Source organism: Metasolibacillus fluoroglycofenilyticus, assembly GCF_003049645.1.
GTDB lineage: Bacteria > Bacillota > Bacilli > Bacillales_A > Planococcaceae > Metasolibacillus > Metasolibacillus fluoroglycofenilyticus.
Genome location: NZ_PYWK01000002.1, coordinates 283,751 through 309,712, shown reverse-complemented (window position 1 = coordinate 309,712; position 25,962 = coordinate 283,751). Strand labels below are relative to the sequence as shown.

General features: G+C 39.1%; 25 protein-coding genes. 24 read left to right on the top strand and 1 reads right to left on the bottom strand.

The features are described from left to right. The first annotated feature begins 234 nt into the window (after positions 1–234). The 8 genes from C9J36_RS12065 (at position 235) to C9J36_RS12030 (ending at position 9,950) form a co-directional block, all read left to right on the top strand. Positions 235–939 carry a response regulator transcription factor gene (locus C9J36_RS12065; RefSeq protein WP_107943287.1) on the top strand — a complete coding sequence of 235 codons (705 nt, stop codon included), beginning with the start codon at positions 235–237 and terminating at the stop codon, positions 937–939. After that, positions 939–1,937, top strand: coding sequence for a sensor histidine kinase (locus C9J36_RS12060; RefSeq protein ID WP_066167175.1), 999 nt, complete (start codon positions 939–941; stop codon positions 1,935–1,937). The genes C9J36_RS12065 and C9J36_RS12060 overlap by 1 nt, the downstream gene beginning before the upstream one ends. 2 nt (positions 1,938–1,939) lie before the next feature. Continuing rightward, the gene (locus C9J36_RS12055) at positions 1,940–2,713 is read left to right on the top strand and encodes an ABC transporter ATP-binding protein (RefSeq protein ID WP_107943286.1); all 774 of its coding nucleotides are present in this window, start codon (positions 1,940–1,942) and stop codon (positions 2,711–2,713) included. Beyond that, positions 2,685–4,616: an ABC transporter permease gene (locus tag C9J36_RS12050; RefSeq protein ID WP_107943285.1), complete on the top strand. Its 1,932-nt coding sequence runs from the start codon at positions 2,685–2,687 to the stop codon at positions 4,614–4,616. The genes C9J36_RS12055 and C9J36_RS12050 overlap by 29 nt, the downstream gene beginning before the upstream one ends. Positions 4,617–4,808: 192 nt before the next feature. Further along, the gene (locus C9J36_RS12045; RefSeq protein ID WP_107943331.1) at positions 4,809–6,359 is read left to right on the top strand and encodes a fatty acid--CoA ligase family protein; all 1,551 of its coding nucleotides are present in this window, start codon (positions 4,809–4,811) and stop codon (positions 6,357–6,359) included. 286 nt (positions 6,360–6,645) lie between these two features. Continuing rightward, complete coding sequence (locus tag C9J36_RS12040) at positions 6,646–8,625, top strand: S9 family peptidase (RefSeq protein WP_107943284.1); 1,980 nt, start codon at positions 6,646–6,648, stop codon at positions 8,623–8,625. Between the two features lie 202 nt (positions 8,626–8,827). Continuing rightward, a complete protein-coding gene (locus C9J36_RS12035; RefSeq protein WP_066167160.1) occupies positions 8,828–9,475 on the top strand; it encodes a DedA family protein in 648 nt (215 codons plus the stop codon). 10 nt (positions 9,476–9,485) lie between these two features. Next, complete coding sequence (locus tag C9J36_RS12030; RefSeq protein WP_066167158.1) at positions 9,486–9,950, top strand: S-ribosylhomocysteine lyase; 465 nt, start codon at positions 9,486–9,488, stop codon at positions 9,948–9,950. 67 nt (positions 9,951–10,017) lie between these two features. Here C9J36_RS12030 and C9J36_RS12025 read toward each other — a convergent pair whose 3' ends face one another. Further along, positions 10,018–10,794, bottom strand: coding sequence for an enoyl-CoA hydratase-related protein (locus tag C9J36_RS12025; protein WP_066167155.1), 777 nt, complete (start codon positions 10,792–10,794; stop codon positions 10,018–10,020). Between the two features lie 416 nt (positions 10,795–11,210). On the opposite strand from C9J36_RS12025, the gene C9J36_RS12020 reads away from it, so the two are divergent. From C9J36_RS12020 to trxB, 16 genes are all read left to right on the top strand, one after another. Further along, the gene (locus tag C9J36_RS12020; protein ID WP_066167150.1) at positions 11,211–12,449 is read left to right on the top strand and encodes an EAL and HDOD domain-containing protein; all 1,239 of its coding nucleotides are present in this window, start codon (positions 11,211–11,213) and stop codon (positions 12,447–12,449) included. A 48-nt stretch (positions 12,450–12,497) separates the two neighbouring features. Then, the gene (locus C9J36_RS12015) at positions 12,498–13,352 is read left to right on the top strand and encodes a YitT family protein (RefSeq protein WP_066167147.1); all 855 of its coding nucleotides are present in this window, start codon (positions 12,498–12,500) and stop codon (positions 13,350–13,352) included. Positions 13,353–13,395: 43 nt separating this feature from the next. Next, positions 13,396–13,710, top strand: coding sequence for a c-type cytochrome (locus C9J36_RS12010; protein ID WP_066167144.1), 315 nt, complete (start codon positions 13,396–13,398; stop codon positions 13,708–13,710). A 319-nt stretch (positions 13,711–14,029) separates the two neighbouring features. Beyond that, positions 14,030–14,971: an HPr(Ser) kinase/phosphatase gene (gene hprK / locus C9J36_RS12000; RefSeq protein ID WP_066167141.1), complete on the top strand. Its 942-nt coding sequence runs from the start codon at positions 14,030–14,032 to the stop codon at positions 14,969–14,971. 15 nt (positions 14,972–14,986) lie between these two features. Next, positions 14,987–15,805 (top strand): prolipoprotein diacylglyceryl transferase, encoded by an 819-nt coding sequence (lgt, locus tag C9J36_RS11995; RefSeq protein ID WP_066167139.1) that lies wholly within the window; start codon positions 14,987–14,989, stop codon positions 15,803–15,805. A gap of 10 nt (positions 15,806–15,815) precedes the next feature. Beyond that, positions 15,816–16,463: a pyrophosphatase PpaX gene (gene ppaX / locus C9J36_RS11990; RefSeq protein WP_107943282.1), complete on the top strand. Its 648-nt coding sequence runs from the start codon at positions 15,816–15,818 to the stop codon at positions 16,461–16,463. After that, a complete protein-coding gene (locus tag C9J36_RS11985) occupies positions 16,460–16,966 on the top strand; it encodes an acyltransferase (RefSeq protein WP_107943281.1) in 507 nt (168 codons plus the stop codon). The genes ppaX and C9J36_RS11985 overlap by 4 nt, the downstream gene beginning before the upstream one ends. A gap of 358 nt (positions 16,967–17,324) precedes the next feature. Further along, a complete protein-coding gene (locus tag C9J36_RS11975; protein ID WP_107943279.1) occupies positions 17,325–18,482 on the top strand; it encodes an ATP phosphoribosyltransferase regulatory subunit in 1,158 nt (385 codons plus the stop codon). Further along, positions 18,482–19,105, top strand: a complete 624-nt coding sequence (hisG, locus tag C9J36_RS11970; protein WP_066167126.1) for an ATP phosphoribosyltransferase — start codon at positions 18,482–18,484, stop codon at positions 19,103–19,105. The genes C9J36_RS11975 and hisG overlap by 1 nt, the downstream gene beginning before the upstream one ends. Positions 19,106–19,121: 16 nt before the next feature. Then, complete coding sequence (gene hisD / locus C9J36_RS11965; RefSeq protein WP_107943278.1) at positions 19,122–20,402, top strand: histidinol dehydrogenase; 1,281 nt, start codon at positions 19,122–19,124, stop codon at positions 20,400–20,402. Between the two features lies 1 nt (position 20,403). Then, positions 20,404–20,994, top strand: coding sequence for an imidazoleglycerol-phosphate dehydratase HisB (gene hisB, locus C9J36_RS11960; protein WP_107943277.1), 591 nt, complete (start codon positions 20,404–20,406; stop codon positions 20,992–20,994). After that, a complete protein-coding gene (gene hisH, locus C9J36_RS11955; protein WP_107943276.1) occupies positions 20,991–21,599 on the top strand; it encodes an imidazole glycerol phosphate synthase subunit HisH in 609 nt (202 codons plus the stop codon). The genes hisB and hisH overlap by 4 nt, the downstream gene beginning before the upstream one ends. Then, positions 21,593–22,351 carry an imidazole glycerol phosphate synthase subunit HisF gene (gene hisF / locus C9J36_RS11950; RefSeq protein WP_066167114.1) on the top strand — a complete coding sequence of 253 codons (759 nt, stop codon included), beginning with the start codon at positions 21,593–21,595 and terminating at the stop codon, positions 22,349–22,351. The genes hisH and hisF overlap by 7 nt, the downstream gene beginning before the upstream one ends. Then, complete coding sequence (hisIE, locus tag C9J36_RS11945) at positions 22,348–22,965, top strand: bifunctional phosphoribosyl-AMP cyclohydrolase/phosphoribosyl-ATP diphosphatase HisIE (RefSeq protein ID WP_066167111.1); 618 nt, start codon at positions 22,348–22,350, stop codon at positions 22,963–22,965. The genes hisF and hisIE overlap by 4 nt, the downstream gene beginning before the upstream one ends. A gap of 150 nt (positions 22,966–23,115) precedes the next feature. Then, entirely contained in the window at positions 23,116–24,636 is a 1,521-nt protein-coding gene (locus tag C9J36_RS11940) for a tetratricopeptide repeat protein (protein ID WP_107943275.1), read from the top strand. 78 nt (positions 24,637–24,714) lie between these two features. Then, positions 24,715–25,659: a thioredoxin-disulfide reductase gene (trxB, locus tag C9J36_RS11935; protein ID WP_107943274.1), complete on the top strand. Its 945-nt coding sequence runs from the start codon at positions 24,715–24,717 to the stop codon at positions 25,657–25,659. Positions 25,660–25,962: the final 303 nt, after the last annotated feature.

The following is a 25,962-nucleotide window of genomic DNA, read 5'->3' as shown; positions in this document are numbered from 1 at the left end:
TTAAGACTGAGAGGATTTCCTTAAAAACGAGAGAAACAAAGGGATTGGCAGCATTTCACCTCAGTGAAAGAGAAGCAATAAACATCTTCCTTTCATTGTGCTTTCAATTTTGATATGAAATCATGTAAGCTTAAGGGAGGGAGTTCACGAAACTTCTCGGTTGCGGGTGCGTCTACGTAAATTGTGTGAGAATTGTGTGAGTGCCTGGCACCTGGAAAAAGGAGGTTTTTTTTCATGGAAAAGCATCGGATTTTTATTGTAGAAGACGATAAAAAAATCGCTTCTTTGCTTGCAGAAACGCTACGCAAATACCAATATGAAGTAGCGACAGTACAAGATTTTGATGCGTTAATTGATGAGTTTTTAACATTTGCACCGCATATGGTGCTACTTGATATAAATTTGCCTGCTTACGATGGTTATTATTGGTGTCGTCAGCTAAGGCAACATACGACATGTCCGATTTTATTTATTTCAGCGCGTTCGGGAGAAATGGATCAAATCTTTGCGCTTGAAAATGGCGGAGATGATTTTATTACGAAGCCATTCAATTATGAAATTGTGTTGGCAAAAATTCGTAGTCATTTACGTCGTACATATGGAGAGTATGCGGTGAGGCAGGAGGAGCGCACAGTAAAGCAAGGTGTGCTTACACTGTATTTAGAAAGCATGGAGCTGCATGTCAAGGATAGTGTTATTCCTTTGCAAAAAAAGGAATGTATCATTTTAGATTTACTTCTCGGACAAGCGCCGAAAGTGGTTTCGCGTGATGCGCTGCTTGAGCAACTATGGGATGACCAAGCATTTGTTGATGAAAATACGCTGAATGTCAATATGACGCGCGTACGTAAGAAGCTGGCGGATTATCATGTGAAATCAATAATCGAAACGGTACGTGGCGCGGGGTATCGTTTCGTGCTTAGTGCGGAGGAAATGTAATGGGGTTAAAGCTTTTTTTACAAGAACACATTTCCTACATTATTTTTCAATTACTGCTCGTGCTATTTGTTTTACTGCTGTACTTTCTAGATGGCTTTCGCAATTTTGAAACAGCACTTTATAGCATTATTATTAGCGCAATATTGATTACATCCTTTTTAGCAGTGCGCTATATGCTACGCCGTCGCTATTTAAGTAAAATTACACAATTGCCCACTACGATGGAGGAGGCACTTCAAAAAAACGCTAAAACAACGGAATATATGCAGACGGAAAAGTACATGCAACAGCTTTATTATGTTTATCAAAACGAGGTGCAATCTTTGTATGCAAAGCAAACGCGTCAATATAAATTTATGAATCAATGGATCCATCAAATGAAAACGCCGATTGCTGTTTTAGAGCTGTTGTTACAGGAGGAAACCTCGTTAGATAAAAAAAGTGTGCAGGAGGAAGTGGAGCGTCTAAAGCGTGGTCTAGATATGGTGTTAATGAGTGCCCGTATCGATAGCTTTGAGGATGATATGCAAGTGGAGCAAGTGCCATTAAAGTCCATTGTTACGACTGTAGTAAATGAGCATAAGCGCTTATTTATTACAAATCGTGTTTTTCCAGAAGTTCATATAGATGATGAGTTAGTCGTTGCAAGTGATTCGAAATCGTTACAATTTGCCCTTGGGCAATTTATTACTAATGCTGTGAAATATACATTTGAACCGAATAAAAAAATACTAATTTATGCACAGCAACGGGAAGGAAGCATTACTTTGAAGATTAAGGATGAAGGAATCGGTATACCTAAATCAGATTTATCGCGCATAACAAAGGCTTTCTTCACAGGAGAAAACGGACGAAAAACAGGTGAATCTACTGGAATGGGACTTTATTTAGCAAATGAAATATGCGAAAAGCTGGGGCACCAGCTTATTATTACATCAACGGTCGGTGTTGGTACAACCGTCAATATAACATTTTCAAGCGAGCGAAACGGGGGATAATCGTGGCGATATTACAAATTAATGAAGTAACAAAAGTATATGAAGGAAAAGTAACACATCGCGCGCTCAATCAGCTAAGCTTTGAAGTGGAAAAAGGTGAGTTTTTAGCGATTATGGGACCATCTGGTAGCGGCAAAACGACGTTGTTAAATATTATTTCAACAATCGATTATCCGACATCCGGTGAAATTACTTTGGAAAAAATAAAGCCACAAAGCTTAAATAAAACAGAGCTTGCCTATTTTAGGCGTCGTCAGCTCGGCTTTGTTTTCCAAGACTTTAACTTATTACCGATGCTAACAGTAGAGGAAAATATCGTCTTGCCATTAACGCTGGATAATCAGCCACTGCAAGTAATGGAAAAGCGACTTGCTGTTTTAGCTGAGAAATTAGGCATAGAATCAATTTTGGAAAAGCGCCCGAATGAAATTTCAGGGGGACAAGCACAGCGTACAGCTATTGCTAGGGCATTAATCCATCAGCCCTCTATCATATTAGCCGATGAGCCAACAGGAAATCTTGATTCGCATGCATCGCGAGAAGTGCTTGAGCTATTAAGCAAAATTAATGAGGAGCGACAGGCGACAATTGTGATGGTAACACATGACCCGATTGCTGCTAGCTATTGTGATCGTGTGTTGTTTATTAAAGATGGTGAGTTTTTTAACGAAATTTATCGAGATGATCGCCGCCAAACATTTTTCCAGCGTATTTTAAATGTTTTAAGTTTATTAGGAGGGCAAGTGGGTGACCTTTCAACAATTCGCTTACCGTAATGTGTTTCGCAATTTTCGCATCTATGCCGCTTTTTTTATGGCAAGCTTTTTCTCTGTTTTTGTTTTTTTTATTTACTCAATGTTAATGTTTCATCCAGCGAGTGAGCATGGCTTTTTAGGCAATGTTTCCTTGTTAGGAATGGTTGTGGCAGAAGTGATTTTAATGCTATTTTCCTGGTTTTTTATTTTTTACTCGATGAAGGCTTTTTTGGAGGCACGCTCAAAGGAATTTGCCGTTTTACTGCATCTTGGGATGGAAAAAAGGCAATTAAGCAAGCTCGTCTTTTTAGAAACGATGTTAATTGGTGTTATTTCCTGTGTTTTTGGCATCGCATTCGGCTACGCATTTTCAAAATTTTTCTTTATGATTGTGCGCGAGATTTTATATTTAGATGAGCTACCTTTGTATTTTTCATGGGAGCCATTCGTTTTAACGCTTACTGTATTTTTAAGTGCCTTTGTTGTTATTTCCTTTATCAGTGTGTTAATGACGCGGGAAACAAAGCTGATTGATTTATTAAAAGGACATCAATATATCGATGTCTCCAATTCATACTCAAAAATAGGTGCATCTTTAGGTGTTTTTCTAATTGGTCTTGGTTATACATTAGCAATCATTACAACATTTTTTACATTGCCAATTTTTTTATTAATCATCCCAATTATCGTGACAATCGGTACGTATTTTTTGTTTACTGATACGATACAAGCCTTTATCGAGCGAGTAAAGAGGCGCAAAAAGGTCTATTGGCGAAAAACACGTATGCTATCACTTGCTGAGCAAGGACATATTATGTATAGCAATCGAAAAATGTTTTTTGTTGTAACACTTGTTTCAACATTAGCCTTTTTATGTGTAGGTGTATTGTCTGCTTTATCATCCTACACGTCTCAATACGATAAGCTAAACCCTTTAGGCATTATTTATAAAGGGAATGTAGACAATGAGTATGAAGTGGCGCATATTTCATCATTAATTTACGAGCTAGAAGAAGCAGGGCTATCGTATAATTTAACGCGCTTTGTTGTGAAAAGACAAACATCTACCCATACTTCCAATCCTGTTGAAGTGTTCAGTGTAACAAATATTAACCATTTGCTATTTTCATATGGCTATTCAATGGTGCGGCTTGAGCCGGGTGAAGCGATGTTTATTGCTTACTCAGACGATTCGATAAAAGAGCTTGGAGATATGACTGTACGTACAACACTAAAAGAAAGCGAGGTTGACCTTGTTATCAACAGTGTTTATCCAGAGCTTATTTTCCCTGACGCGATTATTAGCCGCAATGCCATTATTGTTAGTGATGCAGATTTTGAAAAAATCACACAACCGTTTGAGCGTGCAGATGTTGTTGAATCAAGCTATCATCTTCTAGCATTCGATATCGCTAATTGGGTAGAAGCGGCAAATATCGGCTTGGATTTATATCATGCTGTTGCAGAGGAATATTTAAAAGAGAATTATACACTACCATTTTATTTTGAAAATGCAGGGTTAAATTATTCTTATATATTAGCTGCCTACTCCTTGTTTATGTTAGTTGGTCTGCTCGTTGTAGCGGTATTTTTATTAGCTGCTGGGAGCTTTATTTATTTCAAGCTATATACAAGCTTGGAGCGTGAAAAGAAGCAATTTGACGTATTAAAGCGCATGGGTCTAACAGATAGTGAACAAAAAAACTTAATTACGCGTTATTTATTTCCACAATTTTTCCTTCCTTGGGGACTAGCACTTGTGCATAGTGTATTTGCTTTCTTTGTGTTACAAGCTATTTTAAAAAATGTTATGCATGTCTCATTAGGGAAAGAAATTGTTTTGGCGTTTGGCTTTATTGTCCTTATTCAGGTCGTTTATTTTTATTTGATTAGATGGCGTTATATCGCGCATGTACGCTTGTAAAAACGAGCATAAAATGACATGAACGACAGAATTTTTGCACAATCACTTGAAAGCTATTGTCATATTCAGATTTTTATTTTACAATAATATAAAATGAATGATAATTCATTTTATATTGGTTTAGTAGATGTCTGAGCTTCCGCTGAATCAATAGGCGCTTTTGACGGAATTGATATAAGGGGGATGGGTGTATTGAATTTAGTTGAAAAGGTAAGACAGCAAGCTCTCGAACAGCCAGAAAAAACGGCTTATCATTTTATGGGGAAAAATACAAGCTATCACGAGTTTGAGCAGACGGTAAGCCGCTTTGCAAAAGCTTTGCAAGATATGGGGGTAGAAAAGGGAGACCATGTGGCATTGTTGCTTGGCAACACACCTCATTTTTTAATTTCTCTTTATAGTGCGATGCGTATCGGTGCAACAGTAATTCCGATTAATCCAATATATACGCCAGATGAGATTTCATATATTATCCAAAATGGTGATGTTAAAGTAGTTGTTGCGCTGGACATGTTGCTACCGCTTGTAGATAAAGGGGTACAAGTATTTACGAAAGTGGAGAAATATATTATTTGCGAAACAGCAGCAGACACAGGGGAGAAGGTCGCTGCATTAAGCGAAGGTGCAAAAGCAAAAACAGTTCTGTTTACAGCTTTATTGCAAGCGGCAGAAGGAATAGCTGAGCCAGTAGCATTGGAAACGGATGATAATGCAGTTATTTTATATACATCAGGTACAACTGGTTATCCTAAAGGGGCTATTTTAACGCATGGTAATTTATATTCTAATGCGCGTGATGTTGGCGCTTATTTGAAAATATCTGCTACGGATCGTGTGATTGCAACATTGCCAGTATTCCATGTTTTTGCATTAACAGTTGTCGTCAATGCTCCTTTAGTACAAGGAGCTACAATTTTACTAGCGCCACGTTTTAGCCCAGCTGAAATTTTTGAGCTGGCTAAGGCGCAAGAGGCAACGGTCTTCGCAGGAGTACCGACAATGTATAATTTCCTTTATCAGTTTGCTGAAGGCGATGTAGCTGCATTTAAAACATTGCGTTTAGCTATTTCAGGCGGTGCATCATTACCTGTATCGCTATTGCATAATTTTGAGCAAAAGTTTAATGTACGTATTTCAGAAGGCTACGGATTATCGGAGGCATCGCCAGTAACATGCTTTAATCCACTAGATAAAGAGCGCAAACCAGGCTCAATCGGTCAGTCGATTGTCAATGTTGAAAATAAAGTTGTTGACCCAGAGGGCAATGAAGTACCTGTCGGCGAGGTTGGCGAACTCATTGTGCGTGGACCAAATGTGATGAAAGGCTATTATAAAATGCCTGAAGAAACGGCTGTGACAATCCAAGATGGCTGGCTTTACACAGGCGATTTAGCGCGCAAGGACGAGGAAGATTACTTCTATATCGTTGATCGCAAAAAAGATATGATTATCGTTGGGGGCTATAATGTTTATCCGCGTGAAGTGGAGGAAGTGCTTTATGCACACCCGAATGTTGTGGAGGCTGCAGTTATCGGTTTACCAGATTTAGATTTTGGAGAAGCGGTATATGCATATGTCGTGTTAAAGGATAAGAGCATGAGTGCCGAGGAATTACAGCAATATTGTGCAGAGCATATTGTGAAATATAAAGTACCAAAAGTCATTGAAATTATCGATGAGCTTCCTAAAAATACAACAGGTAAAATTTTACGTCGCTCATTAAAGGAGCAGGCAACGAAATAGAGGGGCGTTCAAAAGACCATGCAGTAGCTGGTCTTTTGAACGCTTTTAATCATGTTTTTTTAGGGTTTACTAGAGAAAATGCAGGATGGGCTTTGAAAGGTGAGGAAACACATGGATTAGCGGTGCTTTACCTACCACTAACCTAAGTAAATAAAAAAATGAGCACCACTAGCAACACGGCTGATTTCATGCCTAAAAAGTTATTAGAATATTGACACATATTTGTGGCGTGGTAAACTTATTATTACGAAGTTCGAAATAACAATAAGGAAGTAGGGATTATGGAATGACAGCATTTTTAACGAAAGAGCATTTATTCACATTGCAATCTGTAACAGCCCCAGTACTAGCACCGAATGAGCAGGAGGCTGTATTTGTACGCACATTAATTGATAAAGGGGATAATAAATATTATGCACATCTATTCCATGTGGAGCTTGCTAACGAAGAAGTAGCGCAATGGACATTTGGCAAGGAGCGTGTCAGCAGCCCGAAATGGTCGCCAAATGGTAAGCAAGTTGCTTTTTTGTCAAATCGCGAAGAGAAAAATCAGCTTTACATTTTAAATCGTAGCGGTGGTGAAGCTAAAAAAGTAGCGAATTTCCCATACGGTGTTAGCTCATTTATTTGGAGCCCATGTGGTGAAAAGCTGTGGGTAACAGCAAGCTTAAAGAACGGCACAGCGTTTACCGATGCCGTAGAAAAGGAAGAGAAAAAGCTTCCAGAGGCATATGTCGTTGATAGAATGAAGCATAAAATGGATGGTGTAGGTGGTAATGGCTTACGTAAGCAAGGAATGAGTACTCATGTTGCTGAAGTAACGCTTGATGGTACGATTACACAGTTTACAGAGGGGAATCATGACCATACATTAAACAACATTTCTCATGATGGTAAAAAGCTTGTCATTGGTGTCAATCGCTCAGAAAATCAAGATTTTGAATTCCGTCAGCCACTATACATAGTAGATGTTGTGACGAAGGAAGAAACGATTTTAGTAGAGCAGGATGGCTATTATGGCGGAGCTACTTATTCGTTTGATAACCGCTATATTGCTTATGTTGGTAGCGATGCATCATTTAAAAATGCGACGCATGCGAAAGTTTATGTGTATGATACAGAAACAGCAAGCACGATTACTTTAACAGAGGGCTTAGATGCACCTGTTGGCGATTATGCTGTTGCTGATTTCCAGCAAGGGGCAGCAGCACCAGCAGTTGTTTGGACAGAAGCCAATGCACTTTATTTCCAAGTATCCACAATGGGCGATATTCGCCTATACTATGCAACATTGGAAGGGGAGCTTTATCCTGCGACACCGGAAAATGAGCATGTTTATGGCTATGCGCTAGCAAAAAGCGGTAATGAGGCAATACTTGCTGTTTCAAATCCTACATTCCCTGGTGAGCTATTTAAACATAATATTACGACAGGGGAGCGTAAGCAGTTAACGCATTTCAATGATGTATTCCTACGAGAAGTCACTTTATCAACACCAGAGTCTATTGTTTTTAAAGGGGCGAAGGACTGGGATGTGCACGGCTGGATTATGAAGCCGGCTAGCTATGTAGAAGGGGAAAAATATCCACTTATTGTAGAAGTTCATGGTGGCCCTCACACATTATATGCAAATACGTTTTTCCATGAAATGCAGCTTCTTGCTGCAGAGGGCTATGGTGTACTATATATTAACCCGCGCGGAAGCCATGGCTATAGTCAAGTATTTGTAGATGCTGTTCGCAATGATTATGGCGGTGGAGATTTTGAGGATATTATGAAAGCGACAGACTATGCGCTAGAAACATATAATTGGATTGACGAAACACGTCTTGGTCTAACAGGCGGTAGCTACGGTGGTTTTATGACAAACTGGGCTGTCGGGCATACAAACCGCTTTAAAGCAGCAGTGACGCAGCGCTCAATTTCAAACTGGATTAGCTTCTTCGGCGTATCGGATATCGGTTACTATTTCACAGACTGGCAAATTGGCAGCGACATGTTAGACGTAGAAAAATTATGGCATCATTCGCCATTAAAATATGCGAAAAACGTTGAAACACCTCTACTCATTTTGCATAGCGAAAAGGATTTCCGCTGTCCAATCGAGCAAGCAGAGCAGTTTTACATTACGTTAAAATCTATGGGCAAAGAAGTAGGCTTCGTTCGATTCCCTGACTGCGACCATAACCTATCGCGCACAGGTACACCAAACCTACGTATCCAGCGTCTAGAGCAAATTGTTGGCTGGTTTGAGAAGTATATTTAATGAGGGTGGCGTTCAGCTAACCGTGCAGTTGCCGGCTAGCTGAACGCCCCTTTCGATATCCTTTTAATTTATCCATCAAAATACCCCTTTTTTACGCAACATGTTAAAAAATTTTTCGTTCTAATTAATGTTATCAACCGCATAGTAAATGATAGTATGCTAAAATGAGAAAGTAAAAATTAATTAGAAAGAGAGCACAAGGATGGCAATTATTCAAGGCTTAATTGATTTTATTTTGCATATTGATGAGCACTTAGTAGAAATAATCCAACAATTTGGCGCATGGTCTTATGGGATTTTATTTTCGATTGTGTTCGTTGAAACAGGCGTAGTTATTATGCCGTTTTTACCTGGAGATTCCCTGCTATTTGCAGCGGGTACACTTGCCGCATTAGGGGCATTTAACTTACCGTTATTAATGACAGTTTTTATCGCGGCTGCTATTATAGGGGATACGGTTAACTATCATATTGGGAAGACTGTAGGTCTTTCTATTCCTCCTAATAGTTTTTTAGGCAAGGTGATTAATAAAGAGCGAATGGAAGCAGCACAGCGATTTTTCAATAAGCATGGTGGTAAAACAATTGTCATTGCGCGCTTCATGCCATTTATTCGGACGTTTATTCCGTTTGTGGCGGGGGCTAGCCGTATGAATTACAAGTATTTTATCGTCTATAATGTTGTAGGAGCACTTGCTTGGGTATTCATCTGTACATTGCTCGGTTATTTCTTCGGCAATATCCCAATTATTAAAGAAAACTTCTCAACGGTATTATTATTAATTATTTTCATTTCTGTATTACCAGCAATTATTAGTGCAATTAATGCACATCGTAAAAAAAATAAGTGAGGTAATGAACATGACAAAAATGAATGTAGAAAGCTTTAATTTGGATCACACAAAGGTAGTGGCACCATATGTGCGTTTAGCTGGGCTAAAGGAAGGACAAAACGGAGATGTTGTACATAAGTATGATATTCGCTTCAAACAGCCAAATAAAGCATATATGAAAATGGATGCACTTCATTCAATTGAGCATTTAATGGCTGAAAATATTCGCAATCATAGCGAACATGTTGTTGACCTTAGTCCAATGGGTTGCCAAACAGGCTTCTATTTATCGGTAATTAATCATGATAATTATGATGAGATTTTGGACATTTTAGAGAAAACGCTACAGGATGTCGTAAGCGCGACAGAAGTGCCTGCTTGCAATGAGGTTCAATGTGGCTGGGCTGCAAACCATAGTTTAGAAGGCGCGCAACAATTAGCGCGTGAAATGCTTGAAAAGCGCGCGGAGTGGTCAACAGTTTTTGCACAATAAAAGGCTGTTCGGAATATAGGCTAATACCTATATTTCGAACAGTCTTATTTTATTTTAGCAATTAATATTATTTACCTTTGAATTGTGGTGCTCTTTTTTCGACGAAGGCATTCAGGGCCTCAAGGCGGTCTTCTGTCGGTAATGTAATTTCGTATGCTTTACGCTCAATTTGCAAACCTGTTTGTAAATCGACCTTCATCCCTTGCTTTACAGCAAATTTTGCTTGCTGCAAGGCGATAGGTGCATTTTGCAAAATGGTATTTGCAAAATTTTCAACTACCTGCATTAAATCTTCTTGCTCTGCTACTTGCGTAAATAATCCGCAAGCTAGCGCTTCCTCACTTGATATTTTTTTTGCTGTTAAAATGTATTCTAATGCTTTTGCTTCCCCGATTAAGCGCGGTAATCGCTGTGTTCCACCCGCACCTGGGATAATCCCTAGCTTTGTTTCTGTTAGTCCAACTACCGCATTTTTTGTCGCAATGCGGAAATCGCAGGAGAGGGCTAATTCAAGACCACCGCCAAAGGCATATCCATTTAACGCGCAAATAGTTGGCTGCGGCAATCCTTCAATCGCATTGAACACCTCGGCAAATTTATTTAGATTTCGCTTTACCAATGGTTCAGGCAATGTTTGACGCTCCTTTAAATCAGCACCAACTGAAAAGGCTTTATCACCTGCACCTGTAATAATAACAAGTCGAATATCGGGATGTATACGAATGGATTCTATAATTGCTTGAAGCTCTGATAACATTTCGAAATTAAAAGCATTTAAGACATCAGGTCGATTTAGTTTTACATAGGCAATAGACTGTCGTTGTTCATATTCAATGATGTTCATAAATAAAAAGCTCCCCCTTAAATGTGCTATAGTATTATATTACCTCTCTCGAAATATATAGGCAATTAGCAATTGAACAATAGGCGAAGTATAGGTATGCTATAAGTAAGAAATTCTTTATCGTTAAATAGAAATAGCATTGAAATATCTTGAAAAATTTTGCTGAAAAATAACTGTTAATTTGCTATTATTTGTACATTAGCGCGTATTTTAGTTAAATTGAACGGATTTTTAATTACATCATGATGTAATGGATACGAAATAATCTTTTTAAAAATTTAAAAAGATTAAATTAAAAGAGCGAATCAAATATGCCTGGAACTGTATACATATTTCCGTAGTCACCCTCTAGTTATTAGGATAGCTTTAGCTATGATGAAAAAAATTATGAAGAAATATAAAGTGAGGAGTTTAACGTGGAAGTTTTTATTGGAAGGCAACCGATTTTTAATGAAAAGGAACAAATAGTGTCTTACGAATTATTGTATCGAAGTAAAAATATAAATGCATTTCCTCTAGACGGAATAGATGCAGATGCTGCGACAATCGATGTTATTATTAATTCCTTTTTAACAATTGGTATAGATAAAGTAACAGATGGTGCACTAGCATTTATTAATTTTACGGAGAAGCTATTATTTAGTCCCTTGATAGATTATATTAATCCGAAAGAAGTCGTTATTGAAATTTTGGAGGATGTTATTATAACACCGAAACTTATTCAACGTGTAAAAGAGTTGAAGGGGAAGGGGTTTAAAATAGCACTTGATGACTTTATTTTAAAAGATGGAGTAACCGTTTATAATGAGCTGTTCAATTATGTAGATTATATAAAGGTTGACTTTTTAATTACCCCTTTAACAAAGCGTATGGAAATTGAGTATAAAGTAAAATCAAAGTTTCCGCATATCAAGCTTTTGGCTGAGAAAGTTGAAACGCGTGAGCAATATGAGATTGCAATGCATTCTGGCTATGTGTTATTTCAAGGCTACTTCTTTGAAAAACCACAAATAATGAAGGCAATTGATATACCAGCAAATATTATAAATTATTTTCAAATCATTTCGATTTTAAAAGATGAGGAACCAGATATAAATATTTTGGCTACAAATATTGAAAGGGAAATTTCAATTTCTTATAAGCTATTGCAACTGATTAATAGCTCAAAAAATCGCCCGAAATCTAAGGTGCGTTCAATTAAACAAGCAATTGTACTATTGGGCATAACAGAGTTGCGGAAGCTTGTTTATTTATTGGCAATGCGCGAATTAAATAATTATGAAAAAACAGATGCTTTTAATGAATTAGTTGCCGCATCGTTATTCCGTGCAAAAGCATGTGAAAAGGTTGCGAAGTTAAATTATAAAAAGAACTTCTCGGAATACTTTTTAATTGGGCTATTGTCGTTAATTGATGCCTTGTTAAAACGTCCAATGTATCTGATATTAAGAAAGATGCCATTATCGGAGGAAATTGTTGAAACAATTAACGGCGTGGAAACAGAAATGACGCCTTATTTACAATTTAGTGAAGCGCTTTATAAATTAGATTGGGATAGGTTAGATGAATTGTCACTGCAATTAGGCTTGAATCAGGATGTGGTATTCCAAATTTATGATGAAGCGGAGCAGTGGGCACGAGAGGTTATTAGTTAACAACTTTTGTAGAAATGATGAAAATTGAATGAAGAAAGAGGAAGTCTTGTGAACAATAGTGAACAGTTGACAGTGAAAGATACAATTAGCGAATATCTATTTGTCATTGTAGGAGCTGCAATAATTGCCATTGGCTTTAATGTCTTTTTATTACCAAACCAAGTTGCTTCAGGTGGGGTAAGTGGTATTAGTACAATTTTAAATGGTTTATTTGGTTGGAATGCAGGGCTTGTTCAATACGCATTTAATATCCCTTTATTTATTGCGGGAGTTTTAATTTTAGGAAAGAAATTTGGTGTTAAGTCATTTATTGGAACGATTACTTTACCTGCCCTTGTTATCTTCACAAGTGACTGGGGTCCGTGGACATTAAATCCGCTACTTGGTGCAATTTTTGGTGGAATTGTAGTTGGCTCGGGGCTCGGTCTTGTTTTTAAAGGAAAGGCGTCAACAGGTGGTACGGATTTATTAGCACAAATTATTACGAAATTCACAGGTCTTACTTTAGGGACAAGTGTGTTACTTATAGATGGTGTTATTGCTGTTAGTGCTGCACTTGTGTTTGATTTAGAAAAGGGCTTGTATGCAATAATTGGTTTGTATGTAACAACGAAAACGATTGATATCATTCAGCTTGGCTTTAGTCAATCGAAAATGGCCTATATTATTACAACGAGAGAGGAAGAAATGCGTGACGCGATATACAGAGAAGTGAATCGTGGCGTAACAAAGCTTCCAGCTTTCGGCGGTTATACGGGGGAAGAAAAAACGTTTCTAATGGTCGTTGTTTATCAGACTGAATTCACTAAATTGAAACAAGTTGTCAAGATGGTTGACCCAACAGCCTTCGTTGTTGTCTCAGATGCTTATGAGGTACTTGGCGAAGGTTTCAAACGAGCCTAAGTTTGCTATACTGAAGTAGAGTAATTTGTTGGAGGAGAACAGTATGAAAAAAATAGTATTAACAGTTGCTTTCAGTTCAGCTTTACTGTTAGCTGCATGTGGTGGGGATGAGAAGGAAAGTAACGCGACACCACAACCAGAGGGCGAAAAAATTGTGATGAAAAGCTGTGCGAACTGCCACGGTGGTCAATTGCAAGGCATGCGTAATACTCCTGCATTAAATGATGTTGGTGGTCGCTATTCAGAGGAAGAAATTTTAGATATTATTTTAAATGGTACAAAAAGTGGTATGCCTGCAGGCTTACTTAAAGGGGAAGAAGCTGAAAAAGCTGCCGCATGGCTTGCAGAGCAAAAATAATGAATAGAAATGGCTCTTTTACGACAAGTAACCGCAGGAGCAAATCATTCACTGCGACGAGTAAACGCAGGAGCAATTTCTAATGTGCCGGAAGGCTTGTTAACAAATAGTAGAGCTAGGGCTGTTCGAAAAGATATTACCTTTTCGGGCAGCCTTGTTTGTGCTTCTATCATCATAAAAAAGCGAGCTGAAAAAATGATTTGCCATAAAAATTGTAAAACACTCTTTTTTATTCGAATGGATGAGGATACATTTTCCGTAAAATGAATGGAACATGTTACAATAAAGGGAGACTAAAAAGAATCGAGAGGTTGTGCCAATGGTTCAAGTTACGACAAAGGATGTTATCGAAAAATTTAATTTGCAAATTGTTAGTGGTCATGAAGGGATTGGGCGTTTTATTACGACGAGTGATATATCAAGACCGGGGCTAGAGATGGCTGGTTATTTTACACATTATCCAGCGAATCGAGTGCAGTTGCTTGGAAAAACAGAGCTCTCTTTTTTTGAAATGCTGCCAGAAAGCGTGAAAAAAGAGCGGATGCGCTTATTATGTGCCCGCAATACTCCGGCTATTATTATTTCAAGAAATTTGGAAGTGCCACAAGAATTAATTGAGGCATCGAATGAAAATCATGTACCTGTGTTAACTTCAAAACAAACGACAACTCATTTTTCAAGTCGGCTAACGAATTACTTAGAAAGTGAACTAGCACCGACAACGGCGATTCACGGCGTGCTTGTTGATATTTATGGAATTGGTGTACTTATTCTTGGGAAGAGCGGTGTAGGGAAAAGTGAAACAGCGTTAGAGCTTGTGAAAAAGGGGCATCGCTTAGTCGCAGATGATTCTGTAGAAATTCGTCAAGAATCTGAAAATATGATTATCGGAAGCCCGCCACCACTATTAGAGCATTTATTAGAAATTCGAGGAATTGGCATTATTAATATAATGACGCTTTTTGGTGCGAGTGCGATTAGACCGTATAAACGAATTACGCTTGTAGTAGAGTTGGAAAACTGGGACCCTGAAAAAGTATATGACCGTTTAGGGCTCGATGAAGAGAAAATGAAAATTATTGATACAGAGCTAACGAAGCTAACGATTCCTGTACAGCCTGGACGCAATGTATCCGTTATTATTGAAGTAGCTGCAATGAATTACCGATTGAAAAAAATGGGTGTTAACGCAGCGGAGGAATTTTCGCGTCGTTTAGATGCAGTTATTGCGTCTAATGGGGAAATGGACGATTTTAAATAGAGAAGGAGTAAAAAGATGGAATTTTTTATAATGAAGATTAATCCAATTGCATTTTCAATTGGACCAATTGATGTTCGATGGTATGGAATTTTAATTGCACTGGGCATTGTTCTAGCCTATTTTTTAGCACAGCGAGAGGCAGTTCGACTTGGTATTCATCAAGAGTTTATTGCGGACATGCTTATTTGGGCAGTGCCAATCGCTATTATTAGTGCACGTATTTATTATGTAGGGATGGAATGGGATGTTTATAAGACCAATCCAATAAAAGCGATTCAAATATGGAATGGTGGGATTGCCATTCATGGTGCTTTAATTGGTGCGTTTATTACAGCTTATATATTTACGAAAAGGCGTAATATAAGCTTCTTGCGAATTGCAGATATTGCAGCACCAAGCATTTTAGTAGGACAAATTATTGGACGCTGGGGCAATTTCATTAATCAAGAGGCACATGGTGGAGAGGTATCGCGCAGCTTTTTAGAAAAGCTATTTTTACCTGATTGGCTAATTGAGCAAATGTATATTGAAAGACTCGGCTCCTACGTCCACCCAACATTTTTATATGAGTCACTATGGAATATAGTAGGCTTTATTATTTTAATCATTGCACGTAAATTCAATTGGCGTCGTGGGGAAATGTTTTTCTTTTACATTATATGGTATTCGATAGGGCGCTTCTTTATCGAATCAATGCGTACAGACAGCTTATATTTAATTGGCGACTTGCGCTCAGCACAGCTTGTGTCGATTATTGGTATCGTAGTAGGCTTAGCACTCATTATTTATCGTCGAATGACAGTGAAGCCAGTTGTACGTTATTTAGATAAATAAGGAGTGATGAATGATGGTAAAGGCATTGTTATTTGATTTTGATGGTACTTTATTAAACACAAATGAATTAATTATTCAATCATTTATGCATGTATTGGAAGACAAATTTCCCGGGCAATATTCGCCAAAAGATTGCATAAAATTTCTCGGCCCTTCATTGCGAGAAACATTTGTTGAAATTGCTCCAGATGCTGTGGATGAAATGATTGATAGTTATCGACAGTGGAATATCCAACATCATGACCAGCTTGTCACACAATATGATGGGGTAGTTTCTACTTTGGAGGAGCTATATGCACAAGAGATAAGGTTAGCCATCGTTTCAACAAAGCGCAGTGAAATGATAGAGCAAGGCTTAAATGTGCTAGGTGTGAGGCATTTATTTGAGCATATTATTGGATTTGACCATGTTCAGCATGTTAAGCCACATCCAGAGCCGATTTTATTAGCATTGAAGAAAATGCAATTGGCAAAAGAGGATGTTATTATGATTGGTGATAATTCGCACGATATTGAGGCTGGACATAATGCGGGTGTAAAAACGGCTGGTGTAGCTTGGGCTTTTAAAGGAGAGGAATATTTACAGCAATTTTCACCGACATATATGCTTCAGCATATGACGGATTTATTAACGATTGTGAAAGGGCAAAGTTTATGAGAAGAACAGAGCGCTATAAAGTAGATGGTGCGAATTCGCTTTGGCATGTTTATAAAACGGTATCCTTTTGGAAGGTAATGAAATGCTTTATTTTTATTCAAATCGGGCGCATTACACCGTCCATGGCGATGAAAAATTGGCTTTATCGTACTTTTCTTCATATGGACATTGGAGAAAAAGCATCATTAGCCTTAATGGTGATGCCTGATACAATGTTTCCAGAGCGTATTTCAATTGGCGTAAATTCGATAATAGGCTTTAATACAACGATTTTAGCACACGAATACTTAATAGATGAGTATCGCTTAGGTGATGTGAAAATAGGAAACAATGTAATGGTCGGTGCAAATACAACGATTTTGCCGGGAGTAGAAATTGGCGATGGTGCGATTGTATCGGCGGCAACGCTCGTACACAAAGATGTGCCAGCGGGAAGCATGGTTGGTGGCAATCCGATGCGCATTATTTTCAGCGCGGAGGAAATGGCTGCACGAAAAAAATAATGATAGGGACAAGGCGTCCCAACAGCCGTGCAGTTGCCGGCTGTTGGGACGCCTTTATTGGTGTTTTGGCAAAGTGTTTGCTCATTAAAATAGCGAGGGTTTTCTTTGAAAATGATAGAAACATTCAATTTAGCGGTGTTTGTCCTAAACGAAAGAGAAGGATTGAAAATCTCCTTTCAATGTGCGAACAAAATAAATTCAGGTAATTCGCAAATACATCAATAAAACTGACCGAAATCACAGCATAATTAAAAATAAAATAATTTTCAATAAAGCTAAAGTAACTCAAGACTTGACAATATTTACGCTTTATTATACTATCACACTAGTGAACTAAAGTGTATTGAGGTGTATGACTATGTCTACGATTAAATTATTTGAAAAACCACTTGGAATGCGTGATACATTTCCGCAAACATATGAGAAGTTAGAGGCAATTCGTGCAAAAGGACGACATTTTTTATACGCGCATGGCTATGATTTTATAAAAACGCCATCAGTGGAGTATTACGATACAGTAGGAAAAGCTTCAGCTATTGAGGATGCTTCTCTTTTTAAGCTAGTAGATAATCAGGGCAATATGCTCGTATTGCGTCCTGATATGACAACGCCAATCGCACGTATTGCAACAGCAAAACTGCTGAAGGAAAAAATTCCGCAGCGCCTTGCTTATTTTGCTAGTGTGTTTCGTGCACAGCAAATAGAGGGAGGACGCCCTGCTGAATTTGAGCAAATGGGAATTGAGTTTATAGGGGATTCTTCTGTTTTTGCGGATGTAGAAGTGATAATACTCGCGATTCAATTGCTTCAACAATTGGGTGTTGAGTCCTTTACGGTGACAATCGGACACGCACATGTATTACAGGCAATTTTGCAGCAATATACAATGAGCGGTGAGCAAGCGAATAGTTTGCGTCAATTATTAGTAGAGCGCAATTATGTAGGCTTTGAAGAAACGGTAAAATCATTTGACTTACAAAGAGAAAATAGCGAGATTTTACTGCAATTTATTGAAGAAGCAGCGAATGCTAAAAGTATTTTTAATATAGAAAAATATGTTGTCGATGAAAACACGCTGACATATATATACGAGCTAGAACGATTGTTAAAGCAAGCAAATGTAATGGACTATATTACATTTGATTTTACGTTGACGAGCTCGATGAATTATTATACGGGAATGTTGTTTGAAGTATTTGCAGTAGGCAGTGGCTTCCCCCTTGGAAATGGCGGACGCTATGATGGATTGTTAGCCCAATTTGGGTCAGAGGTAGGAGCGACAGGCTTTGGCTTCCGTGTCGACCGATTGTTAGAAGTTGTGCAAACGAATGAACCTACAGTAGCAACAACATTGCTATTATTCGAGCCGCATTTATATAAAGAGGCATTGCAGCATGCGACAAAATTGCGGGCAGTTAGTCGCCGTGTGACGCTACAGGCGATTAGTAGCTTAACAAATGTAACTGCATATAAAGCGCAATTTAGCGAGGTTGTATACGTACAGGAGGAAGAATAATGACGGTGTTAACAATTGCTATGCCGAAGGGTCGCATTTTTACTGAGGCATGTAAAATATTAGAAAGTGCCAACTTTCGATTACCTAAAGATATGGAAGATACGAGAAAGCTAATGATTGAAATTCCTGAGGAAAATATTCGATTTATTTTAGCGAAGCCAATGGACGTACCTGTTTATGTAGAGCACGGTGTAGCAGATATAGGCATTGCGGGAAAGGATGTTTTACTTGAACAGCAGCGCACAATCCATGAACTTTTAGATTTGAAAATTAGTACATGCTATATCGCGGCTGCCGGTTTGCCCAATACAGGGATGAATGAAGTGGCGCCACGCATCGCTACAAAATATCCGCGCATCGCGACAAAGTATTATAAAGAAATTGGCGAGCAAGTTGAGATTATTGAATTAAATGGCTCCATTGAACTTGCACCGATGATAGGGCTAGCTGATAGAATTGTCGATATCGTTTCAACAGGTCGTACACTAAAGGAAAATGGACTTGTTGAATATGAGCGTATCGCGGACATCTCATCACGTCTAATTGCCAATCCTGTAAGCTATCGACTGAAAAGTGCACGCATTCAAGATTTAGTAAGTCGCTTAAGAAAATGTGTTGGATAGGAAGAAGGGCTGAATCATGCAAATTACAACATTAACAGATGATATTTCGTTAAAGCGCCCATTAGAGGGGGGCAATGAGCAACAGCTAGCAGTAGTGCGTGAAGTGTTAGCAAATGTGAAGACACAAGGTGATGCTGCTGTTCGTGCATATAGTGAAAAGTGGGACGGCGTAATGCTAAATGATTTTCGCGTTTCACAGCAGGAAATCGACGAGGCTGTAGCAAATTTCGATAAAACACTTTTAGCAGATTTAGTCGAGGCGGCGGATAATATCCGTCTTTACCATAAAGAGCAGCGCCGCACAGGCTATAAGCTCCCTTTAGAGAATGACTCTTATTTAGCACAGCGTATTATTCCATTGGAGGCAGTAGGGCTTTACGTGCCAGGGGGCTCAGCAGCATATCCTTCATCGGTATTAATGAATGTTATTCCTGCACAGGTGGCAGGCGTGAAGCGCATCGTTCTTACTTCCCCAGCTAGTAAAGATGGTAAATTACCAGATGCAGTGCTTGTTGCCGCATCGATTTTAGGTATTTCGGAAATGTATAAAATAGGTGGTGCACAAGCAATCGCTGCATTAGCTTACGGAACAGAGACGATTGCCTCAGTAGATAAAATTACAGGTCCCGGTAATATTTATGTGGCACTAGCTAAGCGCGAGGTGTTTGGTGAAGTGGCAATTGATATGATTGCAGGACCGAGCGAAATTGCGATATTAGCAGATGAAACAGCCTATGCGGATGAGGTAGCAGCCGACTTATTATCACAGGCGGAGCATGATGTATTGGCATGCGCGATTTTAATTACGACATGTGAATCGCTCGCAGAAAGGGTTGCGGTGGAAATCGAACGTCAGTTGACAATATTGCCAAGAGAAAGCATTGCGCGTCAGGCAATTGAGCGCTTTGGTCATATTTATATAGCAGAGACGATGGACATGGCGATTGCTGCTGTCAATTCTTTAGCACCAGAGCATTTAGAAATTATGACAGCTAATGCAGAGGAAGATGCACAAAAAGTGACGCATGCGGGTGCGATTTTTATCGGGCGTTATAGCTCAGAGCCTGTTGGTGATTATTTTGCAGGGACAAACCATGTGCTACCAACAAACAGCACCGCACGTTTTGCAAGTGGGTTGAATGTAGATGATTTTATTAAGCGCACAAGCGTTGTTTATTATAGTGAAAAGACATGGGCACAAAATGCGCCTAAAATTGCACGTCTTGCGAGATTAGAAGGCTTAGAGGGACATGCCAGAGCGGTAGAAGCGCGCGGCTGGAAAAAAGGAGAGGTATAGCATGCGGTACGCAAAAATAGAACGCAACACAAATGAAACGAAAATTGCAGTGGAATTAAACTTAGATGGAGAAGGACAAGCTAAAATCGCAACAGGCGTACCTTTTATGGACCATATGCTTGATTTATTTATAAAGCATGGCTTATTTGATGGCACAATCACAGCAGACGGTGATACGTATATCGATGCACATCATACAACAGAGGATATCGGCATTGTTTTAGGGCAGGTAGTACGCGAGGCGTTAGGTGATAAAAAAGGGATTAAGCGCTACGGCAATGCCTTTGTACCGATGGATGATGCGCTTGCACAAGTGATTGTTGATTGCTCTAACCGTCCACACTTAGAGTATCGAGTAGCACCGATACTAACCGAAAAAGTAGGAACATTTGATACGGAGCTTGTGCATGAGTTTTTATGGAAATTTGCATTAGAGGCGCGCATGAATGTCCATGTCATCGTACCTTATGGGCATAATACGCACCATATTATAGAGGCGATTTTCAAGGCATTGGCAAGAGCGCTAGACGATGCGATTCAAATTGACTCGCGCGTGAAGGGTGTGCCGTCAACGAAGGGGCTACTAACGTGAAAATCGGCATAATCGATTATGGGATGGGTAATTTATTTAGCGTTGAGCAAGCGTTAAAACGGCTTGAGGTAGAGGTTATGATTACCGCTAATAAAGAGCAATTGCAATTGATGGATGCGCTTATTCTACCGGGGGTTGGAGCATTTCCTGATGCGATGAAAAAACTACAGCAGGCTGGGCTGACTTCCTTTATTCAAGCGACTACAAAGCCTTTGCTTGGCATTTGCCTAGGCATGCAATTGTTATTTGAGGAAAGCGATGAAGTAACAGCGACAAAAGGGCTCGGTGTTTTTTCAGGACGCATTACAAAGTTTACAAATATACCGCGCATTCCACATATGGGCTGGAATGACTTACAGTTTGTTTATAAGCCAAGCTGGTTGACTGCATTACAGCAAGAACGCTTCGTTTATTTTGTGCATTCTTTTTATGTAAGTGATATGAAGCAGAAGGAGCTTGTGGCATTTGCTAATTACTACGATGTGCAAGTACCGGGTATTGTAGTGAAAAATAACTTTACCGGCATGCAATTTCATCCAGAAAAATCAGGACAGTTCGGCTTATTTTTATTGCAGCAATGGTTGGAAGGGGTAAAAAAATGTTAACAAAACGAATTATTCCATGCTTAGATGTAAAGGATGGGCGTGTTGTGAAAGGTGTACAATTTGAGTCATTACGCGATGCAGGTGACCCTGTAGAGCTTGCGACATTTTATGATGAGCAAGGGGCAGATGAGCTTGTCTTTTTAGATATTTCAGCCTCCTATGAGGGGCGGGCTACAATGGAGGATGTCGTGCGGCAAACAGCGGCGAAGCTAGCGATTCCTTTTACAGTTGGTGGAGGCATTCGTACATTGGATGATATGAAGCGCATTTTGCGAGCAGGTGCAGATAAAGTGTCTATTAATACTTCAGCATTGGAGCGACCAGCGCTTATCCAGGAAGGTGCAGCTTATTTTGGTTCACAATGCATCGTTGTGGCAATTGATGCGCGTTTTTGTGATGAAGATGATACATGGATGGTTTATACGCACGGTGGGCGCAATAAAACCTCGTGGCAGGCAGTTGAATGGGCACAGGAGGCAGTACGCTTAGGAGCTGGAGAAATTTTATTGACAAGCATGGACCGTGATGGTGAAAAATCAGGCTTTGATTTAGCGTTAACGAAAGCAATTCGAGATGCTGTAACAGTGCCTATTATAGCGAGTGGCGGTGCTGGCAATGCTGAGCATTTTGTGGAAGTATTACAGAAGGCTGATGCGGATGCAGCATTAGCAGCCTCCATTTTCCACTATAAAGAAACGAGTGTAGCTGCCATTAAAGCGTATTTGCACAATAAAGGAGTTTGTGTACGATGATTGATGTAAAATTTAATGAAAAAGGCTTAGTAACAGCTGTCATTCAGCATGCAAAAACAAAGGAAGTGCTAACGGTTGCTTACATGAACGAGGAATCTTTAGCGAAAACGATTGAAACAAATGAAACATGGTTCTTTTCACGCTCGCGCAATGAACTATGGCATAAAGGGGCGACAAGTGGCAATACGCAAAAGGTCGTTTCCATTATGGCAGATTGTGACCGCGATGCTTTAGTTGTAGAGGTACTACCAGCAGGTCCAGCATGTCACACTGGTACAAACTCTTGCTTTACAGAAGCGATTGTGAAAAACGAAGAGGTCGGCTCAGTTAGTATGCTGTCCAAGCTAAGCGAGCTTATTAAAGAGCGAGAGAGTGAATTGCCAGAGGGAGCCTATACAACCTATTTATTTGACAAGGGCATTGATAAAATCGGCAAAAAAATTGGCGAAGAGGCGATGGAAGTGGTTATTGCTGCTAAAAACCGCGATGCTGCAGAGGTAAAGTGGGAAGCTGCTGATTTAATTTACCACTTACTCGTTTTATTACAGGAGCAGAAGGTAGATATATATGAGGTGTTAAAGGTGCTAGAGGAAAGGCATCAAAAGAAGCAATAAGCTTATGCTGTAAATTTTCCTTCTAAAACAAAAATTATGTGCAGATATGGATAAATCAATGACTATTAAATTGTTTGTGCTATAATAATAGATATTATATGAGGAACGTAATTTACGTTCCTTATTTTTCTTGTTTCGGAGGAAATATTGTTGGAAAATAAAGAACAAAAAAAAGAAAATATCGTCTCCTTTGTGCCAACAGGTGATTATTATTATGAAAAAGCAATAAAGGCACTGGAAAGGGACCAAATTGAAAAAGCATATAAATATTTAAAGCGTGCAGAGGAATTGAGCCCAGACGATATACGCGTTTTAACTCAATATGGTTTATTAGAAATAGAGGCTCAAAATTACGAGCATGCTTACGAATTGATTCATACAGCACATAGCTTGGAACCAAGCAATGCGGAAATCCTTTTTTTATTAGCAGATGTTTCAGGCTGTTTAGGCTTGATACATGATGCTAAAAAATATGCAGAGCAATACCTAGAGCAGGAGCCAGAAGGTATGTATGCGCTTGATGCATATGAAATTTTGGATTTTGTGGAGTTTGAGCAAAATCTCACGGAAGATGTCGATGAACAAGAGGCAGAAAAATTAATTGGGCAGGAAAAAGCTCGACGTTTTATGGAGCAAGGTGCATTTCCAAAAGCGATTGAAGTGCTAGAGCAGCTCATAGAAAAATTTCCTGACGCATGGCCGGCTTATAATAACCTCTCACTCGCCTATTTTTATGTAGGGGAAGCAGAGCAAGCACACGCGTTATTAAACCAAGTGCTACGTGAAAATCATGGCAATCTACACGCTCTATGTAATTTGGCTGTTTTTGCCTATTATGAAAGAGCTGAAGCTGAGCTTGAAAAGCTAACAGCATTGCTCAAAAAAATTCAGCCCTATGATTGGGAAAATCGTTATAAGCTAGGCGCTACTTTAGCTTTAATTGGTGAGTATGAGACAGCCTATAAATGGCTTCGCTCTATGCATAAAAGAGGCTATGAGGGCGACCCCGGCTTTTATTATTGGCTAGCACAATCCGCTTATTTTTCACAGCAAGAGGAAATAGCGAAAGCTGCTTGGCAATCCTTGCTCGTTTTAGATCCTGCAAAGGAAGGGCTTGAGCCATGGCATATGAGCTCATTAGCGGATGAGGAGCAATCATTAGAAAAAAACCGCGAGTTAATTATTGAGAAAATTAATAGTAAATATCCAGCAGACCGCCTTTTTGGGCTTTTTATATTAAAGCATTCGCCACATAAGCAAGAAATTATTGCGCACCCAAAATGGATTGATATTGAAAAGTACAATGAAGTAGAAAAGCTGACTTTAGCATACTCGCTTGGACATGATTTTCAAATGACAACAGAATCTGAAAAAAGCTTTATTCGCTTTTTAGAAGTAGCTGAAAAATTAATAGAGGTATACGGCAAGCTGAATTTTACTGCAACTTCAGCATTGCAACTTTGGTTTTCAATTGGAGAGCTCGCACTGCGCTCCAGCTACTCCTTTAAAAATCCTGCCGCCATTGCCGCAGCAGTAGACTATATGCTGCAATCTGCAATGGGGGACAATATTACCAAAAAAAATTGTGCCGAAAATTATAATATTAGTGTTGCGACATTAACGAAATATGTTAATGAATTGTTAGCATTTGTACCGACTGAGTTTGAATAGGCATTTTATTTGAATATAGCTTTTGAATTGTATACGATGAATGCAGTCTAGTAGTCAAGTTTTGAGGAGGATTTTTTGATGACAGAGGAAAAAATTTATGATGTAGTCATTATTGGTGCTGGGCCAGCGGGCATGACAGCAGCGGTTTACGCATCTCGTGCTAACTTATCTACGTTAATGATTGAGCGCGGTATTCCAGGTGGTCAAATGGCCAACACAGAGGAAGTTGAAAACTATCCAGGTTTTGATCATATTTTAGGGCCAGAATTATCAACAAAAATGTTTGAGCATGCCAAAAAGTTTGGTGCAGAGTATGCTTATGGGGATGTTACAGAAATTACTGACGGGGAACAATATAAAACGATTGTTTCTGGTAAGAAGGAATATAAAACTCGTTCTATTATTATTGCAACGGGTGCAGAATATAAAAAAATGGGTGTACCGGGGGAGCAAGAGCTTGGTGGACGTGGCGTGAGCTACTGTGCAGTATGTGACGGAGCATTCTTCAAACAAAAGAACTTAATCGTTGTTGGTGGGGGAGACTCTGCCGTTGAAGAAGGTGTTTATTTAACGCGCTTTGCAGAAAAAGTAACGATTGTACATCGCCGTGATAAGTTACGCGCACAAAAAATTCTACAGGATCGTGCATTTGCTAATGATAAGGTAGATTTTATTTGGAATGCAACCGTAAAAGAAATTAATGAGGATAATGGTAAAGTAGGTAGCGTTACATTAACATCTACGGTAGATGGCACTGAAACGGATGTAAAAATAGATGGTGTATTCGTTTATATCGGTATGGTTCCGTTAACTGCACCATTTACACACTTAAATATTTTAAATGAAGCAGGCTATGTTGTAACGAATGAAAAAATGGAAACAGCTGTGCCAGGTATTTTTGCGGCTGGAGATGTGCGTGATAAAATGCTACGTCAAATCGTAACAGCGACAGGAGACGGTAGTATCGCTGCACAATCAGCGCAGCATTTTGTTGAAGAATTAAAGGAAAAACATAATCTTTAATTGAACTTTAATAATGCTGTAACTTTCTTGCAACAATAAAAGGGTATACTAAGGTTATTAGTGAATCTCCCTTTTTGAAATTTTTGTTTAGGTTGTTTCTGCTTATTTGCAGAAGCAACCTCTTTTTGTGCTTTAATCTTTACTACTCACAAAAAATTATTAGGCGTATTGTTAGCTAAGCGCCCTGTTAAACTTCTTTCAGCAAAAATCTCCAGCAAATATCACAGATTATGAAGGGAGGCCTGCATGATGCAGGTCAGTTAACCGTCGTCACAGGACGTGACGGTTTTAGGTTAACTTCCA

Bases quoted from the DNA above. Each gene is read 5' to 3' on its own strand.
- hisB (WP_107943277.1), top strand. From the start codon at position 20,404: ATGCGGTACGCAAAAATAGAACGCAACACAAATGAAACGAAAATTGCA.
- C9J36_RS12010 (WP_066167144.1), top strand. From the start codon at position 13,396: ATGAAAAAAATAGTATTAACAGTTGCTTTCAGTTCAGCTTTACTGTTA.
- hisD (WP_107943278.1), top strand. From the start codon at position 19,122: ATGCAAATTACAACATTAACAGATGATATTTCGTTAAAGCGCCCATTA.
- ppaX (WP_107943282.1), top strand. From the start codon at position 15,816: ATGATGGTAAAGGCATTGTTATTTGATTTTGATGGTACTTTATTAAAC.
- hisG (WP_066167126.1), top strand. From the start codon at position 18,482: ATGACGGTGTTAACAATTGCTATGCCGAAGGGTCGCATTTTTACTGAG.
- C9J36_RS11985 (WP_107943281.1), top strand. From the start codon at position 16,460: ATGAGAAGAACAGAGCGCTATAAAGTAGATGGTGCGAATTCGCTTTGG.
- C9J36_RS12035 (WP_066167160.1), top strand. From the start codon at position 8,828: ATGGCAATTATTCAAGGCTTAATTGATTTTATTTTGCATATTGATGAG.
- C9J36_RS12030 (WP_066167158.1), top strand. From the start codon at position 9,486: ATGACAAAAATGAATGTAGAAAGCTTTAATTTGGATCACACAAAGGTA.
- trxB (WP_107943274.1), top strand. From the start codon at position 24,715: ATGACAGAGGAAAAAATTTATGATGTAGTCATTATTGGTGCTGGGCCA.
- lgt (WP_066167139.1), top strand. From the start codon at position 14,987: ATGGAATTTTTTATAATGAAGATTAATCCAATTGCATTTTCAATTGGA.
- hprK (WP_066167141.1), top strand. From the start codon at position 14,030: ATGGTTCAAGTTACGACAAAGGATGTTATCGAAAAATTTAATTTGCAA.
- C9J36_RS12065 (WP_107943287.1), top strand. From the start codon at position 235: ATGGAAAAGCATCGGATTTTTATTGTAGAAGACGATAAAAAAATCGCT.
- C9J36_RS12040 (WP_107943284.1), top strand. From the start codon at position 6,646: ATGACAGCATTTTTAACGAAAGAGCATTTATTCACATTGCAATCTGTA.
- C9J36_RS11975 (WP_107943279.1), top strand. From the start codon at position 17,325: ATGTCTACGATTAAATTATTTGAAAAACCACTTGGAATGCGTGATACA.
- hisF (WP_066167114.1), top strand. From the start codon at position 21,593: ATGTTAACAAAACGAATTATTCCATGCTTAGATGTAAAGGATGGGCGT.
- C9J36_RS12060 (WP_066167175.1), top strand. From the start codon at position 939: ATGGGGTTAAAGCTTTTTTTACAAGAACACATTTCCTACATTATTTTT.
- C9J36_RS12025 (WP_066167155.1), bottom strand. From the start codon at position 10,794: ATGAACATCATTGAATATGAACAACGACAGTCTATTGCCTATGTAAAA.
- hisIE (WP_066167111.1), top strand. From the start codon at position 22,348: ATGATTGATGTAAAATTTAATGAAAAAGGCTTAGTAACAGCTGTCATT.